Consider the following 18,251-nt stretch of genomic DNA (forward strand, 5'->3'; position numbering starts at 1 on the left):
GCCCCGCGCGTTAGGCTCAACCCTTGCAAGGAGCCGGACACCAAGATCCGGCCGCATGAGGAGGAATACCATGCTCGAAGAGCGCATCTCGGAGATCGATGCCGAGGCGGCCGCCAAGACGGCGTCCGAGGCCGTCACCCGGCTCGGTGCCTGCCCGCACGACTGCCCCGACACCTGCTCGATGATCTACACCGTCGAGAGTGGGCGGCTCACCGACGTGCGCGGCAACCCCGACCACCCGATGACCCGCGGCGCGCTCTGCGGCAAGCTCAAGGATTTCGACCGGCACCACTACAATCCCGACCGTATCCTCTACCCGATGCGCCGCGCCGGCCCGAAGGGCAGCGGCCAGTTCGAGCGGATCACCTGGGACGAGGCTTTGTCCGAGATCCATCGCCGGTTCAGCACGATCATCGAGACGCACGGAGCGGAGGCGATCCTTCCCTACAACTACCTCGGCAACGAGGGCGTGGTGCAGGGGCTCACCGTGGGTGACGCCTTCTTCAACCGCCTCGGGGCGACGGTGGCCGAGAAGACGTTCTGCGGCTCGGGCTCCTGCACGGCGTGGCTGCTCACCGTCGGCCCGACCAACGGCACCGACCCGATGAGCTTCACGCAGTCGAATCTCATCGTGATCTGGGGCTGCAACTCGGTCTCGACCAACATCCACCACTGGCACGTGGTGAAGGAGGCGCAGCGCAACGGCGCGAAGGTCGTCGTGATCGACCCCTACCGCTCGCGCACCGCCGCGCAGGCCGACTGGCACCTGATGCCGAAGCCCGGCACCGACGGCGCGCTCGCCATGGCAATGATCCACGTGATCATCGCCGAAGGGCTGACCGACGACGACTACATCGCCCGCCACACCGTCGGCTTCGAGCCGCTGAAAGAGCGGGCCCAGGCCTTCACGCCGGAATACGCCGCCGAGATCTGCGGCATCCCGGCCGAGGACATCCGGCACCTCGCGCGGGAATACGCCACCACCCGCAACGCGGCCCTTCGGCCCGGCGTGGCGGTGGAGCGGAGTGCCGGCGGTGCCCAGGCGCTGCGCGCCATCTTCTCGCTGCCCGCCCTGACGGGATCTTGGAAGGATCCCGGCGGCGGCATCTACCAGATGCCGCTGTGGGAGTTCCCGGTGCACTGGGACCGGGTCTGCCGGCCGGACCTGATCCCCGAGGGCACGCGGGTCATCAACGTGCTCAAGCTCGGCGAGGTGCTGACCGGCGAGGCGGGAATCAATCCCGGCATTCACGCTCTTATGGTCTACAACGCCAACCCGGTCTCGAACTCGACCGAGACCGCCAAGATCAAGCGCGGGCTCGCCCGCGAGGATCTGTTCACGGTCGTCAGCGAGCACTTCGTCACCGACACCGCCCGCTACGCCGACATCCTGCTTCCCGCCACCATGGCGGCCGAGCACGACGACATGATGTTCTCCTGGGGGCACTTCTTCTTCACCCTGAACCAGAAGGCGATCGAGCCGCCGGGCGAGACGGTGTCGAATGCCGAGCTGTTCCGGCGGCTGGCCAAGACCTTCGGCTTCACCGAGCCGCAATTCTCCATGAGCGAGGCCGAGCTCATGGAATGGTATCTCGACTGGGAGAGCCCGAAGCTCGGCGGCATCTCCATGGACCATTTCCGCCAGCACGGCTGGTATCGCCTCAACGTCGGCGATCCGGAGACGCGCACGCCGCACGCGGAGGGCAACTTCCCCACCCCCTCGGGCAAGTGCGAGTTCTACTCGGAAGCGGCCGTCACCGGCGGCAACTTCGTCGCCCCGCCCTTCCGGCAGATGTACGAGCAGTTCCAGGGTGGCGAGCCCCTCGACCCGCTGCCGGGCTACGTGCCGGCCAACGAGCGTCCGGAGACAAATCCGAGCCAAGCCGAGCGCTATCCCCTCAACATCGTCTCGCCGAAGAGCCACGGCTTCCTCAACTCGCAATACGCCAACGAGGCGCACAAGGTCCGGGCGCAGGGGGAGCAGACGATCCTGATCAACCCGGCCGACGCGGCGAGCCGCGAGATCGGCGAGGGTGCGCTGGTGCGGGTGTTCAACGACCGCGGCGCCTTCCATGGCCAGGCGCGGGTCACCGACGACGTACCGCAGGGGCTGGTGATCGCCTCGCTCGGCTACTGGCACTCGCTCAACCGCGACGGGGCGGTGAACGTGATCAGCGCCTCGACCTATGGCGGCATGGGCCACTCGCCGACCTTCAGCGACAACCTCGTGCAGGTCGGGCTGGCGCAGTGATTTACATCGACCCTCCCCCCTCTGCGGGGGAGGGTGCCTGCGGAGCAGGCGGGAGAGGGGCAGCGACGGTGCCGTTCTCAGTTCCTCGGTCCAGTGGAAGCGGCGCTCCCCGCACCCGCCCCCTTCGGGGGCCCCTCTCCCGCAGAGGGGAGAGGGATGTGCCGCACCCGGAGGACGATTCGCGTGTGAGAGCCCGCGCGCTATAACCCCTCCGCTCGCCTGCCCGACATGGGCGCATCGCGGGCCGATTTTCATCGCCGGGGTTCGATGTCCGATACGCTGCTGACCGTCGAGGATCTCTCGGTCGCCTTCCGGAACGGTGCGCGCGAGACGCGGGCGGTGGACCGGGTCAGCTTCGCCATCGAGCGGGGCGAGACCCTGGCGCTGGTGGGGGAATCCGGCTCCGGCAAGTCGGTCACCGCCCTGTCGATCCTGCGCCTGCTCGACGGCGCGGCACATCATCCGGGCGGAAAAATCCTGTTCAAGGGGCGCGATCTCCTGACGCTGCCGGAGCGCGAGATGCGCGTGGTGCGCGGCGCGGACATCACCATGGTGTTCCAGGAGCCGATGACCTCGCTCAACCCGCTCCACACCATCCAACGGCAGATCGGCGAGGTGCTGGAGATCCATCGCGGCCTCAAGGGGAAGGCCGCGCGCAGCAGAATCCTCGAACTGCTCGACCTCGTCGGCATCCGCGATGCCGAGCGGCGGCTCGGCGCCTATCCGCACGAATTGTCCGGCGGCCAGCGCCAGCGGGTGATGATCGCCATGGCGCTGGCCTGCGAGCCCGACCTGCTCGTGGCCGACGAACCCACCACCGCCCTCGACGTCACCGTGCAGGCGCAGATCCTGGCGCTGCTGGCCGACCTGCAGAAGCGGCTCGGCATGGCGATGCTGTTCATCACCCACGACCTCGGCATCGTGCGGCGCATCGCCAACCGGGTCTGCGTGATGCTCGCCGGCCGGATCGTCGAGGCGGGGCCGGTGGCGCAGGTCTTCACCCGGCCCCAGCACGAATACACGCAGCGCCTGCTGGCCGCCGAGCCCTCGGGCCGCGCCAACCCCGTGCCCACCGGCGCGGCGGAACTGGTGGAGGCCGGCCCGCTCAAGGTGTGGTTCCCCCTGAAAGCAGGGCTGCTCCGGCGCACCGTCGGCCACGTCAAGGCGGTGGACGGCGTGCGGCTCACGGTGCGGGCGGGCGAGACCGTCGGCGTGGTCGGCGAATCCGGTTCGGGCAAGACCACGCTCGGCCTCGCCCTGCTGCGCCTCACCGAGTCCGAGGGGCCGATCGTGTTCCTTGGCCAGCGGATCGAGGGGCGCGGCCCCGCCCTGATGCGGCCCCTGCGCAAGGACATGCAGGTGGTCTTCCAGGATCCCTACGGCTCGCTCTCGCCGCGCATGTCGGTGGGCGACATCGTCGCCGAGGGGCTGGCGGTGCAGGGGCAGGTGAAGGGAGGCGCCGAGCGCCGCGCCCTGGTGGCGAAGGCGCTGACCGATGTCGGCCTCGACCCGGCGGCGATGGACCGCTACCCGCACGAATTCTCCGGCGGCCAGCGCCAGCGCATCGCGATTGCCCGCGCCATCGTCCTCAAGCCCCGCTTCGTCGTCCTCGACGAGCCGACCTCGGCGCTGGACCGCTCGGTCCAGGCGCAGATCGTGACGCTGCTGCGCGACCTGCAGCGGGAGCGGGGCATCGCCTACCTGTTCATCAGCCACGACCTCAAGGTGGTCCGCGCGCTGTCGAACTACGTCATGGTGATGCAGCACGGCCAGGTCGTCGAGGAGGGGCCGGCAGAGGAGATCTTCTCGGCGCCCAAGACCGAGTACACCCGCGCCCTGTTCGCGGCGGCCTTCGAGATGGATGCGGCGACCACCGCCGAGATCGAGCCGGCCTGAGCCATGGCCCGCGCCCTCCTCATCGTCCTCGATTCCGTCGGCATCGGCGGCGCGCCGGACGCGGACCGCTACGGCGATGCCGGCTCCGACACGGTCGGCCACATCGCGGAGGCCTGCGCCGCCGGGCGCGGCGACCGGCCGGGCTTGCGGGCGGGCGGCTTGCGCCTGCCGAATCTCACGGCGCTCGGCCTCGGCCTCGCCTGCGAAGGCGCCACCGGCCGCCTTCCGCCGGGGCTCGCGCCCGAGGGGCCGCCGCAGGCCCTGTGGGGCCACGCCGTCGAAACGGCGGCGGGCAAGGACACGCCGTCGGGTCACTGGGAGATTGCCGGCGTGCCGGTGCGGGAGCCCTGGGGCCATTTCCCCGACACGCAGCCCGCCTTTCCTCAGGCGCTGACCGCGGCCCTGATCGAGCGGGCCGGCCTGCCCGGCATCCTCGGCGATTGCCACGCCTCGGGCACGGCGATCATCGACGCGCTCGGCGCCGAGCACGTCCGGACGGGCCGGCCGATCTGCTACACCTCCGCCGACAGCGTGTTCCAGATCGCCGCCCACGAGGAGGCGTTCGGGCTGGAGCGGCTCTACGAGACCTGCCGCATCGCGCGGGAGATCTGCGATCCCTACCGCGTCGGCCGGGTGATCGCCCGGCCCTTCCTCGGCAGCGAGGCTGACGGCTTCCGCCGCACCAGCCGCCGCAAGGATTTTTCCGTCGCCCCGCCCGCCGGGACGCTGCTCGACGGGCTCGATGCCGCCGGTCGCGCCGTCGTCAGCGTCGGCAAGATCGGCGACATCTTCGCCCACCGCGCCACGGGCCGCGAGATCAAGCCCGCGGGCAACGCCGCCTGTCTCGACGCCGCCCTCGAGGCCTTCGCCGCGCTGCCGGATGGCGGGTTCGTCTTCCTCAACCTCGTGGATTTCGACACCGAGCACGGCCACCGCCGCGACGTGCCGGGCTACGCCGCCGAACTCGAAGCCTTCGACGCCCGCATCCCCGAGATCCACGCCGTCCTGAGGCCGGGGGATCTCTGCGTCATCACCGCCGACCACGGCAACGACCCGACCTGGACCGGCACCGAGCATACCCGCGAGCAGGTGCCGGTGCTGGCTTTCGGGCCGGGGCTGGCGACGGGCGCTGTCGGGCGGCGCGAAACCTTCGCCGATATCGGCGTCTCGGTCGCGGCGCATCTCGGCCTGCCGCCCCTCGGGGCGGGCCGGGCGTGGTGGTGAGAGGCGTGTTCGCCCCTCTCCCCGCATGTGGGGAGAGGGAGGCTGTCAGCGCGAAAACTTCTTGTACTTCAGCTTCTTCGGGATGAGCGAGTCGGTCCCGAGCCGGCGCTTCTTGTCGGCCTCGTAGTCCGAGAAGTTGCCCTCGAACCACTCGACATGGCTGTCGCCCTCGAAGGCGAGGATGTGGGTCGCGATGCGGTTCAGGAACCAGCGATCGTGGCTGATGATGACCGCGCAACCCGCGTAATCCTCCAGGCCCTCTTCGAGCGCCCGCAGGGTCTCCATGTCGAGGTCGTTGGTCGGCTCGTCCAGCAGCAGGACGTTGCCGCCCTTGCGCAGGGTCGCGGCGAGGTGGACGCGGTTGCGCTCACCGCCCGAGAGCGTACCGACCTTCTTCTGCTGGTCGCCGCCCTTGAAGGCGAAGGCCGCGCAATAGGCGCGGGAATTGATCTCGCGCTTGTTGAAGTAGAGGATGTCGTTGCCGCCCGAGATCTCCTGCCAGACCGTCGCGTTCGGGTCGAGCGCGTCGCGGGACTGGTCGACGTAGCCGAGATGCACGCTCTCGCCGATCTCGATCGCGCCGCCGTCGGGCTTCTCGGTGCCGGTGATCATCTTGAACAGGGTGGTCTTGCCGGCGCCGTTCGGGCCGATCACGCCGACGATGCCGCCCGGCGGCAGCTTGAACGAGAGATCCTCGATCAGCAGCCGGTCGCCGTAGGCCTTGTTCAGGTGCTTGAACTCAATGACGTTCTGTCCGAGCCGCTCGGTGATCGGGATGACGATCTGCGCGGTCGCATCGACCTTCTGCTGCTGCTTGGCGACCAGCTCCTCGTAGCGCGTGATACGCGCCTTGGACTTGCTCTGGCGGGCCTTGGGCGAGGCCGAGATCCACTCCGTCTCGCGGGCGATGGCGCGCTGGCGGGCCATGTCCTCGCGGCCCTCCTGCTCCAGGCGCTTCTGCTTCTGCACCAGCCAGGAGGAGTAGTTGCCCTCGTAGGGAATGCCCTTGCCGCGATCGAGCTCGAGGATCCAGCTCGTCACGTTGTCGAGGAAGTAGCGGTCGTGGGTCACGATCAGGATCGCGCCCGGATACTGGCGCAGGTGCCCTTCGAGCCAGTTCACCGTCTCGGCGTCGAGGTGGTTGGTCGGCTCGTCGAGGAGGAGCAGTTCCGGCTCCCACAGCAGCAGCTTGCACAGGGCGACGCGGCGGCGCTCGCCGCCCGAGAGAGTCGCCACCGGCTGCTCGTCGCTCGGGCAGCCGAGCGCTTCCATCGCCTGATCGACCTTCGAATCGAGCTCCCAGAGGTTCTGCGCCTCGATCTGGTCCTGGAGGGCGGTCATCTCGTCCGCCGTCTCCTCGGAATAGTTCATGGCGAGTTCGTTGTAGCGGTCGAGCAGCGCCTGCTTCTCGGCCACGCCCTCCATCACGTTCTCGCGCACCGACTTGTTCGGATCGAGCTGCGGCTCCTGCGGCAGGTAGCCGACGCGCGCTCCTTGAGCGACGAAGCCCTCGCCGGTCCAGTCCTTGTCGATGCCCGCCATGATCTTGAGCAGCGTCGACTTGCCGGCGCCGTTGATGCCGAGCACGCCGATCTTGGCATCGGGGTAGAAGGACAGGTTGACGTTATCGAGGACCTTCTTGCCCCCGACATAGGTCTTGGTCAGACCCCGCATGTGGTAGATGAATTCGCGGGCCATGTGCGTTCGTCCTGCGTGAAGCGTGGAAGCCGGTCGGGCCGGCGGTCGCGGATGCGTGGTCTCTCGCGCGCGGCTGGCCGGATCGAGCGACGGGCTCGAACCGTGCCACGCGGGGCGCCGTCCGCCTGCGGATGAAGAATTTGCTGTCCGACTATCAGGGCCGCCCGGCAGGGGCAAGGCGAAGCCCGGACGGGCGAGGGTCGGATATCCGTTCTGATATGAGGCTGGCGCCGCTCAAGCGAAAGGGTTGCGCACCGTCTCCGACGCTTCCGGCTCGTCGGGCACGGCTTCGGGAAGATCCTCGGCTTCGAGGGTGGCGACCACCGCGTCGAGCAGGCCTTTCAGTGCACGCGCCCGCGCCAGGCCCGCCCGGTCGCGGGTCAGGTCGAGGCTGCCGTGCAGGGCGATGCGGCGGGTGCCGTTCTCGATGGAGAATTCGCCGAAGGTCTGCACGCCCGTATCCTCGGCGAAGGGGCGGAAGGGCAGGGTCTCGGCCGGATGATCGGCTTTACGGCGCGGCATTCGGGGCCCCCGTCTCGGAAGGACGTTTCAGAAGATCGCGCGCATCAGCTCGCGCCACAGCCGGCGCAGGATGTCGGCGGCCAGCTGCTTGAGGAAGCCGGCGAAGGATTCCTGGCGGTCGCGGGAGAATTCATGGGGCTCGGGCAGGTCCATCGCCTTGGCCTTGGCCGCCTCCGGCAGCGCCGGGAACACGTCGAGCCCGCTCCGGTCGCGCAGGGCCGCGAGCGAGACCGCGCGCCACTCGGCCCCCGCCGCGTTCGCCACGAGATAGGCGCCGGCCTCGCCGGTGCGCGGGTCGTAGATCGCCTTGAACAGCTCGGTCGGCACCAGCACCCGCCCCTTGATCGCGCCGACCGAGCGGCCCTCGAAGATCGGGCCGGTCACAACGAAGAGTTCGCCGCGCTCGGTGGCGAGCCGGCGCACGCTCTCCTCGATCGCCGCCCACAGGCCGCGGTTCAGCGCCCGGTTCTGGGGCACGATGTTGGCGAGGCTGAAGGATTCGGCCTGGGCGGTCGGGGTCGGCATGTCGCCGGCGGGGGCGAGGTGGCCGCGGTCGTAGCCGCTGCGGACGTAGTCGGAGAGGGTCGCCCGGTCGTCCTCGGGCAGGCGATCCTCGTCGTGGAAGGCGTCGGCGCGCTCGACCCGGCGGGCGGCGGACACGCTCCGGCGCGTCAGGCGCTCCGCGGCGTAGAGCGGCGTGCGGGAAGCACCCGAATGCAGCACGGCGAAGGCCTCGAAGCAGAGCGGGACGGCTCTGTCCGCAAGCTTCGGGTTGGCGAGAACCGGCGCCTGCCCCTCCGCGAACAGGACGGGGCAGGCGGGCGCGTCCTGCAGGGCCTGGGCTGTCCCCGCTTGGGCGACGACGAGGAGCAGGAGGGCGGGAAGGACGGATCGCAGCGCCATCGCCGGTTCAGTAACAGACCCGGACGCGGCGGGTCCCGGACGGCGTCTCGCGCCAGCGGAAGCCGCAGGGGCGCCCGAGCGGGTCGATCAGCGGGCGGATATCCTGGTCCGGCGGTCCCGGCGGGCGTCGGCAGCGGGCGTCGTCGAGGCAGGCCGCCGCTCGGGAGCGGGCCGGGCGGGCATCCGCCGCCTGGGCCGCGCCTCCGGCGATCAGGGCAAGCGTCAGCGCAGCCATGATCGGTTTCATTGCGGCGAAAGGCATCGGGCGGCGGCCTCGGGACGGGCGAGATGTTGATCAACGCAGCCTTCATCCATAATTGGAGGCGCGTCACGCGTGAAATGGCGCGGCTGCCTTAACTCTGAAGGCAGACAAGGCGGTCGAATCCTCTGAAAGGCGCGCCGCTGTTGCAGCGAGATCATGGTATCCCGTGATCGGTTTGCGCTAGAACGATCGTTCATACGTCCCGGGGCACGCTGTTTCCGGGGGCGGGCGAGATCCGACGACAGGGCCGCGTTCGAGGATTCGGGCATTTGGCCTTGCAAGAGCCGCCTGCCGACGGGAACGCATTGAGAGACGGGTGAAGGCATTGGCACTAGCGGACACGACGATCCTCGAGGGTCTTGAGACGCCGGATCGTCTCCGGCTACTGCCGGAGAGCGAGCTGCAGCGGGTGGCTGACGCGGTGCGCGCCGAGATGATCGACGCCGTGTCGATCACCGGCGGCCATCTCGGCTCGGGGCTCGGCGTGGTCGAACTCACGGTGGCGCTCCACCACGTCTTCGACACGCCTGACGACCGCATCGTCTGGGACGTCGGCCACCAGTGCTACCCGCACAAGATCCTCACCGGCCGCCGCGACCGCATCCGCACCCTGCGCCAGGGCGGCGGCCTGTCCGGCTTCACCAAGCGCTCGGAGAGCGAATACGACCCCTTCGGCGCGGCCCACTCCTCGACCTCGATCTCCGCCGCGCTCGGCATGGCGGTCGCCCGCGACCTCGACGATGCCGAGACCAAGGCCCGGGGCGAGGCGCCGAAGAAGCGCCGCAACATGGTCGCGGTGATCGGCGACGGCTCGATGTCGGCGGGCATGGCCTATGAAGCCATGAACAATGCCGGCGCGCTGCACTCGCGCCTCATCGTCATCCTCAACGACAACGACATGTCGATCGCGCCCCCCGTCGGCGCGATGTCGGCCTACCTCGCCCGGCTGGCTTCCGGCGGCACCTACCGGAGCTTGCGCGAGACCGCCAAGCAGCTGGGAAAACTGCTGCCGAAGGCGCTCTACCAGCGCGCGGCCGCCGCGGAAGAATATGCCCGCTCGCTGATCGTGGGCGGCGGCACGATGTTCGAGGAGATGGGCTTCCATTATGTGGGGCCGGTCGACGGGCACAACCTCGACCACCTGCTGCCGGTCCTCAAGAACGTGCGCGACTCGGATCAGGGCCCGATCCTGCTCCACGTGGTGACGCAGAAGGGCAAGGGCTACGCCCCGGCCGAGGCCTCAGCCGACCGCTACCACGGCGTGGTCAAGTTCGACGTGGTGTCGGGCGTGCAGGCCAAGGCGAAGGCCAACGCCCCGGCCTATACCCGGGTGTTCGGCGAGAGCCTGATCAAGGCGGCCGATGCCGATCCGAAGGTGGTGGCGATCACCGCGGCGATGCCCGGCGGCACCGGCATCGACCTGTTCGGCAAGGCGCATCCCGACAAGACCTTCGACGTGGGCATCGCCGAGCAGCACGCGGTGACGTTTGCCGGGGGACTGGCCACCGAGGGCTACAAGCCGTTCGTGGCGATCTACTCGACCTTCCTGCAGCGGGCCTACGATCAGGTCGTGCACGATGTGGCGCTGCAGAACCTGCCGGTGCGGTTCTGCCTGGACCGCGCCGGTCTGGTGGGCGCGGACGGCGCCACGCATGCGGGCGCCTTCGATCTGGCCTATCTCTGCTGCCTGCCGAACATGACGGTGATGGCGGCGGCCGACGAGGCGGAGCTGGTGCACATGGTGGCGACCGCCCACGCGCATGACAGCGGGCCGATCGCCCTGCGCTACCCGCGCGGCGAGGGGGTGGGCGTGGAACTGCCGGAGACCGGCGAGCCGCTCGCCATCGGCCGCGGCCGCGTGGTGCGCCGTCCAGAGGGGGCGCGGGTGGCGCTGCTGTCGCTCGGCACGCGCCTGTCGGAGGCGCTGAAGGCGGCCGACGCGCTGGAGGCGGAGGGCGTGGCGGTGAGCGTGGCGGATGCGCGCTTTGCCAAGCCGCTGGATGCCGAGCTGATCGTGGATCTGGCGGGTAGCCACGAGGTTCTGGTGACGATCGAGGAGGGCTCGGTCGGCGGCTTCGGGACGATGGTGCTGCACCTTCTCGCGGAGCGGGGCGTTCTGGATGCGGGCCGGGTCCGGGTGCGCACGCTGACGCTGCCCGACACCTACCAGGACCACGACAAGCCGGAGAAGATGTACGCCGAGGCCGGTCTCGATGCCGAGGGCATCCTCAAGGCCGTCCGCGCCGCACTGCCGGAGAAGAAGGGCAGCCGGGCCGGACGCCTGCGTCTCGCCTGATCCGATCGGGCGCGGTGCTTGCCGCACCGCGCCATCAGTGAGACAAGCGCCGCGCCGTCCGACCCCGAAGCGGGTGCGTCGACGGAGCGGCGCTTCCGCTCGTCTGCTGGTCCCATGACTGGCGGGCGAGACCCTCCCGTCAAGTCACGCGAGCACGATGACAGAGCCGACCCAAAGCGGCCCGTTCCCGGCGGGGCCGGTGCTGATCACCGGTGCCAGCGGCTTCCTGGGCGCCGCCCTGGTCGACGTCTTCCGCGCGGCCGGCTTCACCGTGCGCATCTCGGTGCGCGCCTCCTCGCCGCGCACGAATCTCACCTGGCCCGATGTCGAGATCGTCGAGGCCGACATGCGCGACCGGGCAGCGGTGGCGAGCGCCATGCGCGGCCAGCGCTACCTCGTTCACGCCGCGGCCGATTACCGGCTCTGGGCGCCGGACATGGAGGAGATCGTCCGCACCAACCGCGACGGCACCCGCATCCTGATGGAGGAGGCGCTGAAGGCCGGCGTCGAGCGGATCGTCTACACGTCGAGCGTCGCCACCATCAAACCGCACGCCGACGGCACCCCCGCCGACGAGACCCGGCCGCTGACGCCGGAGACCGCCATCGGCGCCTACAAGCGCAGCAAGGTCGTGGCCGAGCGCGTGGTCGACGAGATGGTGGCCCGGGACGGCCTGCCGGCCGTCATCGTGAACCCGTCCACGCCGATCGGCCCCCGCGACGTCAAGCCGACGCCGACCGGCCGCATCATCCTCGACGCGGCCCAGGGAAAGATCCCGGCCTTCGTCGATACCGGCCTCAACCTCGCCCATGTCGACGATGTGGCCGCCGGCCACCTGATGGCCCTGCGCAAGGGCCGGATCGGCGAGCACTACATCCTCGGCGGCGAGGACGTGATGCTGGCGGCTATGCTCGCCGACATCGCCGCCATCGTCGGCCGCAAGGCGCCGACGACGCGGCTGCCCTACGCGGTGATCTACCCGATCGCCTTCATCTCCGAGCAGATCGCGCGGGTGACCGGCAAGGCGCCGCTCGCCACCATCGACGGCGTGCGCATGTCGAAGTACCGGATGTTCTTCTCCGACGCCAAGGCGCGGGCGGAACTCGGCTATTCCGCGCGGCCCTATCGCCAGGGGCTGGAGGACGCCATCGCGTGGTTCCGTCAGGCGGGATACATGAAATGAGCGCCCCGCTTCAGACCGCCAGCGACGCCCGCACCGGCAAGGGGCAGCACGACGAGAACTTTCCCGTCGCCTCGCACCTGATCCACCCGCGCAACCGCGGCGCGATCCTCGCCTTCTACAACTACGTGCGGGCGGGCGACGACGTCGCCGATCACACCGGCCTCTCGCCCGAGCGCAAGATCGAGATGCTGGACGCGCTCGCCGACGCGCTCACCGGCAAGGGCGGCTCCGACCCCTCGGTCGAGCCGCTCAAGCGCGAGCTGGCCGCGCATGGCCAGCCGCCGACTCACGCCCTCGAACTGCTCGACGCCTTCCGCATGGACGCGCGCAAGTCGCGCTACGCGGATTGGGACGAGCTGATCCACTATTGCCGCTACTCGGCGATGCCGGTCGGGCGCTTCGTCCTCGACGTGCACGGTGAGGATCCGGCGCGGGTCTATCCGACCTCGGACGCGATCTGCGCCGCGCTGCAGGTGCTCAACCACCTCCAGGATTGCGGCAAGGATTTCCGCAATCTCGACCGGGTCTACATCCCCCTCGACGTGATGCGGAAGCACGGCGCCGACGTGTCGATGCTTGGCGCCGACCGGGCGAGCCCGCAACTGCGCGCCGTGATCCGCGAACTCGCCGAGCGCACGCTGGTGCTCTTGGAGGAAGGCGCGCCGCTGCCGAACCGGATCGACGATTTCCGCCTCAGCCTGGAGATCGCCGCGATCCATCGGCTGGCCGTCGTCCTGACCAAGGGCCTGCTGACCCGCGACCCGCTCTCGGAAAAGGTCCATCACGGCAAGGCCGCCTTCGCGCTCACCGCGCTCGGCGGCATCGCCGCCACTCTGGTGCGCCGCCCGTTTCGGTCGCGCGCGCCCCGTCCCGCCGCTGCCGGAGCCGGCCGATGAGCGCCACCGCAAGCCCGATTCCGGGTGAGACCGCCGAGGCGCCCGCCCTGCCGGCCGCCGGCTCGTCCTTCTACACCGCGATGCGCCTGCTGCCGAAGGAGCGGCGCGAGGCGATGTACGCCGTCTACGCCTTCTGCCGCTCCGTCGACGACGTCGCCGATGACGGCGGTGCGCGGGAGGTCCGCGCGGCCGAGCTCGACCGCTGGCGGGCCGATATCGACGCGCTCTATGCCGGCAACCCGCCGCCGCGGGTGAAGCCGCTCGAAGAGCCGATGCGCCGGTTCGGGCTCAAGCGCGAGGATTTTCAGGCGGTCATCGACGGCATGGCGATGGACGCCGAGGAGGACATCGTCGCGCCTTCCGAGGCCAAGCTCGACCTCTATTGCGACCGGGTCGCGAGCGCCGTCGGCCGGCTCTCGGTGCGCATCTTCGGCATGCCGGAGCAGGACGGCATCCGGCTCGCGTGGCACCAGGGCCGGGCGCTTCAGCTCACCAACATCCTGCGCGACATCGACGAGGACGCGGCGCGCGGCCGCCTCTACCTGCCGATGGAGAAATTCCACAAGATCGGGCTGATGACCCCGACGCCCGAAACGGCCCTGGCGCATCCGCGTCTCGGCGAGGTCTGCGCGGCGGTCGCGGCGGAGGCGGAGGAGCATTACCGCCAGACCTGGGCGATCATCGCGCGCAGCCCGCGGCAGGCCACCAAGGCGGCCCGCCTGATGGCGGCAGCCTACCGGCTCTACCTCGACGCCGTGGTGAAGCGCGGCTGGGCCGCCCCGCGGGCGCGGGTGAAGCCCGGCAAGCTCTCCCTCCTTCGCGTCGCCCTGCGCCACGGGATCTTCTGATGTCGGGTACGGTTCACGTCGTCGGCGCCGGGCTCGCCGGCCTCTCGGCCGCCGCCTCGCTGGCGGAGGCAGGGCAGCGCGTCGTGCTGCACGAGGCCGCCAAGCAGGCGGGCGGGCGCTGCCGCTCCTATTTCGACCCGTCGCTCGGGCTGACCATCGACAACGGCAATCACCTGCTCCTGTCGGGCAACCGCTCGTCTCTCGACTTCCTGCAACTGATCGGGGCGCCGGACGACGCCCTGACCGGTCCCGATGAGGCTGTCTTCCCCTTCGCCGATCTCCGCACCGGCGAGCGCTGGACCCTGCGCCCGAACGAGGGCCGTCTGCCCTGGTGGGTGCTGCGGGCGGGCCGGCGCGTGCCGGGCACCCGGGCGCGGGACTATCTCGCGCCGCTCTCGCTGATGATGGCCGCCTCCGGCAACAAGCCGGGCCAGAGCGGCACGATCGGCGAAAAGATGTCCTGCGAGGGGCCGCTCTACGAGCGGCTCTGGCGCCCGGTCCTGCTCGCCGCCCTCAACACCGATCCGCGCGAGAGCGATGTCGGGCTTGCCGCCACCATCCTGCGCGAGACCCTCGGGGCCGGCGGGCGCGCTTGCCGCCCGCTCATCGCGGTCGAGGGCCTGTCCACCGCCTTCGTCGATCCGGCCCTGCGCTATCTCGAGAGCCGCGGTGCCGAGATCCGCTACGGCCGGCGCCTGCGGGCGCTGAGCCTCGGGCAGAGCCGAATCGAGCGCCTCGACTTCACCGACGAGCCGACCGTGGTCGGGTCCGATGACGCCGTGGTTCTGGCCCTGCCGCCCTGGGTGGCGACCGATCTGCTGCCCGGCACGCCGGCGCCGCAGGAATTCCGCTCCATCGTTAACGCGCATTTCGCCGTGCGTCCCCCTGAGGGCGCGCCGCTGATCCTCGGCGTCGTCGGCGGTCTGACCGAGTGGCTGTTCGCCTATCCGGATCGCTTCTCGGTGACCATCAGCGGCGCCGACCACTTGCTGGACGAGGGCCGCGAGGATCTTGCGCGTCGGATCTGGGTTGAGATTGCGGAACTCAACGGACTTGCACGGGAATTGCCTAGCTGGCAGATCGTCAAGGAGAAGCGGGCGACCTTCGCGGCGACGCCCGCTGAAGCCGCGCGCCGTCCCGGCGTAGCGACGCGCTACCGGAATCTGGTTCTGGCCGGCGATTGGACGGAGACGGGGCTGCCCTCGACCATCGAGGGCGCGATCCGATCCGGCACGAATGCCGCACAAGCCCTGTTCCGCACCGGCATGTGCGGACGGGCACAGGCACAGGGAGTCGCTTGAACGATATGACGACGGCATCGAGACAGTCGAGCGAGGCGAGAACGATGCGAGAGGCGGCCGCGAGCAAGGTCGAGACGCTGCAGCGTCTCAAGACCCGCGACGTGTCCCTCGACGATGTCGAGCGTGGCGTCCAGAGCGCCACCCGCGCGCTCACCGACATGACGCAGGCCGATGGCCACATCTGCTTCGAACTCGAGGCGGATGCCACCATCCCCTCCGAGTACATCCTGTTCCACCATTTCCGCGGGACCGAGCCGCGGCCGGGGCTGGAAGCCAAGATCGGCAACTACCTGCGCCGCACGCAGTCGAAGGCGCATGGCGGCTGGGCGCTGGTCCATGATGGCCCGTTCGACATGAGCGCGTCGGTGAAGGCCTATTTCGCCCTCAAGATGATCGGCGACGACATCGAGGCGCCGCACATGCGCGCGGTGCGCAAGGCGATCCTGCAGCGGGGCGGTGCCGCCAACGCCAACGTCTTCACCCGCATCCTGCTCGCCCTCTACGGCGAGGTGCCGTGGACGGCGGTGCCGGTGATGCCGGTGGAGGTGATGCACCTGCCGAAGTGGTTCCCGTTCCACCTCGACAAGGTGTCCTACTGGGCCCGCTGCACCATGGTGCCGCTGTTCGTGATTCAGGCCAAGAAGCCGCGGGCGAAGAACCCGCGCGGCGTCGGCGTGGCCGAACTGTTCGTGACCCCGCCCGATTCAGTGCGGGTCTGGCCGGGCTCGCCCCACGCCACCTGGCCGTGGACGCCGATCTTCGGCGCGATCGACCGCGTGCTGCAGAAGACGCAGGACCACTTCCCCAAGGTGCCGCGCCAGCGCGCCATCGACAAGGCGGTGGCCTGGGTCTCCGAGCGCCTGAACGGCGAGGACGGCCTCGGCGCCATCTTCCCGTCGATGGTCAATTCGGTGCTGATGTACGAGGTGCTCGGCTATCCGCCGGACCATCCGCAGGTGAAGATCGCGCTCGAAGCCATCGAGAAGCTCGTCGCCGAGAAGGACGACGAGGCCTATGTCCAGCCCTGCCTCTCGCCGGTCTGGGACACGGCGCTGACCAGCCACGCCATGCTGGAGGCCGGCGGCGATGCGGCCGAAGCCAATGCCCGCGCCGGCCTCGACTGGCTCAAGCCGCTCCAGATCCTCGACATCAAGGGCGACTGGGCCGAGACCAAGCCGAACGTGCGCCCCGGCGGCTGGGCCTTCCAATATGCCAACCCGCACTATCCCGACCTCGACGACACCGCCGTGGTCGTGATGGCGATGGACCGTGCCCAGCGCCAGCACGGGCTGGTCAGCGGCATGCCGGATTACTCGGCCTCGATCGCCCGCGCCCGCGAATGGGTCGAGGGGCTGCAGAGCGCCGATGGCGGCTGGGCGGCGTTCGACGCCGACAACAACCACCACTACCTCAACCACATCCCGTTCTCGGATCACGGCGCGCTGCTCGATCCGCCGACCGCGGACGTCACCGCCCGCGTCGTCTCGATGCTGTCGCAGCTCGGCGAGACCCGCGAGACCAGCCGGGCGCTCGACCGCGGCGTGACCTACCTGCTCAACGACCAGGAGAAGGACGGGAGCTGGTACGGCCGCTGGGGCATGAACTTCATCTACGGCACGTGGTCGGTGCTCTGCGCGCTCAACGCCGCCGGCGTCGATCCGCAGAGCCCGGAGATCCGCAAGGCCGTGGCGTGGCTCATCCGCATCCAGAACCCGGATGGCGGCTGGGGCGAGGACGCCTCCTCCTACAAGCTCAACCCCGAATTCGAGCCGGGCTACTCCACCGCCTCGCAGACGGCCTGGGCGCTGCTCGCGCTCATGGCGGTGGGCGAGGTGGACGACCCGGCGGTCGCCCGCGGCGTCAACTACCTGATGCGCACGCAGGGGCAGGACGGGCTGTGGAGCGAGGAGCGCTACACCGCGACCGGCTTCCCGCGGGTGTTCTACCTGCGCTACCACGGCTACCCGAAGTTCTTCCCGCTCTGGGCGATGGCCCGCTTCCGCAACCTGAAGAAGGGCAACAGCCGTCAGGTGCAGTTCGGGATGTAGCTCTTCCAAAAAATCCCTCCCCCTTCTGCGGGGGAGGGTGCCTCGCGGATGCGAGGCGGGAGAGGGGAGCGACGGTGCCGGATAAGGCGTCCGTCATCCGACGTAACGACCTCTTCTGAACCGTCGCTCCTCTCACCCGACCCCCTTCGGGGCCACCCTCTGCCGTAGAGGGGAGAGGGCGTGCAGGGCTGCGAATTTCATGATCCCCTGGGAGCATCTCGACACCGCCCCGATCCCCGGCGAGGCGGGCACCCTGCGCCTGATGCGTCGGGGCAGCGAATTCTCGATTCAGCTCGACCGCAACGAACTGATGAACAGCCGCCTCAGCGGCTCGGAGGAGGCGCTGGCCCGGCTCTCCGCCGAGCGCATCGCGGGCGTGAAGGCGCCGCGGGTGCTGATCGGCGGCTACGGCATGGGTTTTACCCTGCGCGCGGCACTGGGCGTTCTGCCGGAAACGGCCCAGGTGACGGTGGCCGAGATCGTGCCGGCGGTGCTGGCCTGGGCGCGCGGGCCGATGGCCGACCTGACCGGCTCGAGCCTCGACGATCCGCGCGTGACGATCCGCGAGGCGGATGTCGCCGCGGTGATCCGCGAGCGGCCGGGTGCCTTCGACGCGATCCTGCTCGACGTCGACAACGGCCCCGACGGCCTCACGCGCACGGCGAACGACCGCCTCTACGACGCCGCCGGGCTCGGCGCGGCCCGCGCGGCCCTGCGTCCCCGCGGCGTGCTGGCGGTGTGGTCGGCCCATCCCGACGCCGCCTTCACCCGGCGGTTGGGCCAAGCGGGGTTTTCGGTGGAGGAGGTCGCGACCCGGGCGCGCGGAAAACGCGGCGCGCGGCACGTGATCTGGCTGGCCGGGCGGGGTTAGAGGGAAGTTGGGCTGCGCGTGTCCCTCTCCCCTCTGCGGGAGAGGGTGGCCC

General features: G+C 69.9%; 14 protein-coding genes. 10 read left to right on the forward strand and 4 right to left on the reverse strand.

The window, feature by feature from the left end; genetic code table 11:
• The first annotated feature begins 70 nt into the window (after positions 1 to 70).
• The 3 genes from MPPM_RS09685 (at position 71) to MPPM_RS09695 (ending at position 5,371) form a co-directional block, all read left to right on the forward strand.
• The gene (locus MPPM_RS09685) at positions 71 to 2,251 is read left to right on the forward strand and encodes a molybdopterin-containing oxidoreductase family protein (RefSeq protein WP_096484879.1); all 2,181 of its coding nucleotides are present in this window, start codon (positions 71 to 73) and stop codon (positions 2,249 to 2,251) included.
• Positions 2,252 to 2,518: 267 nt separating this feature from the next.
• The gene (locus tag MPPM_RS09690) at positions 2,519 to 4,147 is read left to right on the forward strand and encodes an ABC transporter ATP-binding protein (protein ID WP_096484880.1); all 1,629 of its coding nucleotides are present in this window, start codon (positions 2,519 to 2,521) and stop codon (positions 4,145 to 4,147) included.
• Between the two features lie 3 nt (positions 4,148 to 4,150).
• Positions 4,151 to 5,371 (forward strand): phosphopentomutase, encoded by a 1,221-nt coding sequence (locus MPPM_RS09695; protein ID WP_096484881.1) that lies wholly within the window; start codon positions 4,151 to 4,153, stop codon positions 5,369 to 5,371.
• Between the two features lie 45 nt (positions 5,372 to 5,416).
• Here MPPM_RS09695 and ettA read toward each other — a convergent pair whose 3' ends face one another.
• From ettA to MPPM_RS09715, 4 genes are all read right to left on the reverse strand, one after another.
• Complete coding sequence (gene ettA / locus MPPM_RS09700; RefSeq protein ID WP_096484882.1) at positions 5,417 to 7,069, reverse strand: energy-dependent translational throttle protein EttA; 1,653 nt, start codon at positions 7,067 to 7,069, stop codon at positions 5,417 to 5,419.
• 234 nt (positions 7,070 to 7,303) lie between these two features.
• Positions 7,304 to 7,591 carry a hypothetical protein gene (locus tag MPPM_RS09705; protein WP_096484883.1) on the reverse strand — a complete coding sequence of 96 codons (288 nt, stop codon included), beginning with the start codon at positions 7,589 to 7,591 and terminating at the stop codon, positions 7,304 to 7,306.
• 27 nt (positions 7,592 to 7,618) lie between these two features.
• The gene (locus MPPM_RS09710; protein ID WP_096484884.1) at positions 7,619 to 8,494 is read right to left on the reverse strand and encodes a DNA/RNA non-specific endonuclease; all 876 of its coding nucleotides are present in this window, start codon (positions 8,492 to 8,494) and stop codon (positions 7,619 to 7,621) included.
• Positions 8,495 to 8,501: 7 nt separating this feature from the next.
• Entirely contained in the window at positions 8,502 to 8,729 is a 228-nt protein-coding gene (locus MPPM_RS09715) for a hypothetical protein (RefSeq protein WP_432419845.1), read from the reverse strand.
• Positions 8,730 to 9,081: 352 nt separating this feature from the next.
• Here MPPM_RS09715 and dxs point away from each other — a divergent pair, with 352 nt between their 5' ends.
• From dxs to MPPM_RS09750, 7 genes are all read left to right on the forward strand, one after another.
• On the forward strand, positions 9,082 to 11,052 hold the full coding sequence (gene dxs / locus MPPM_RS09720; protein ID WP_096484886.1) for a 1-deoxy-D-xylulose-5-phosphate synthase: 1,971 nt from the start codon (positions 9,082 to 9,084) through the stop codon (positions 11,050 to 11,052).
• 157 nt (positions 11,053 to 11,209) lie between these two features.
• Entirely contained in the window at positions 11,210 to 12,235 is a 1,026-nt protein-coding gene (gene hpnA / locus MPPM_RS09725) for a hopanoid-associated sugar epimerase (RefSeq protein ID WP_096484887.1), read from the forward strand.
• The gene (hpnC, locus tag MPPM_RS09730; RefSeq protein ID WP_096484888.1) at positions 12,232 to 13,131 is read left to right on the forward strand and encodes a squalene synthase HpnC; all 900 of its coding nucleotides are present in this window, start codon (positions 12,232 to 12,234) and stop codon (positions 13,129 to 13,131) included. Before hpnA ends, hpnC begins: the two co-directional genes overlap by 4 nt.
• Entirely contained in the window at positions 13,128 to 13,979 is an 852-nt protein-coding gene (gene hpnD, locus MPPM_RS09735; RefSeq protein ID WP_096484889.1) for a presqualene diphosphate synthase HpnD, read from the forward strand. The genes hpnC and hpnD overlap by 4 nt, the downstream gene beginning before the upstream one ends.
• Entirely contained in the window at positions 13,979 to 15,280 is a 1,302-nt protein-coding gene (hpnE, locus tag MPPM_RS09740) for a hydroxysqualene dehydroxylase HpnE (protein ID WP_096484890.1), read from the forward strand. Before hpnD ends, hpnE begins: the two co-directional genes overlap by 1 nt.
• A gap of 44 nt (positions 15,281 to 15,324) precedes the next feature.
• Complete coding sequence (gene shc / locus MPPM_RS09745) at positions 15,325 to 17,328, forward strand: squalene--hopene cyclase (protein ID WP_096484891.1); 2,004 nt, start codon at positions 15,325 to 15,327, stop codon at positions 17,326 to 17,328.
• Between the two features lie 199 nt (positions 17,329 to 17,527).
• The gene (locus MPPM_RS09750) at positions 17,528 to 18,199 is read left to right on the forward strand and encodes a polyamine aminopropyltransferase (RefSeq protein ID WP_096484892.1); all 672 of its coding nucleotides are present in this window, start codon (positions 17,528 to 17,530) and stop codon (positions 18,197 to 18,199) included.
• Positions 18,200 to 18,251: the final 52 nt, after the last annotated feature.

It is taken from the genome of Methylorubrum populi (assembly GCF_002355515.1).
GTDB classification, from domain to species: Bacteria; Pseudomonadota; Alphaproteobacteria; order Rhizobiales; family Beijerinckiaceae; genus Methylobacterium; species Methylobacterium populi_A.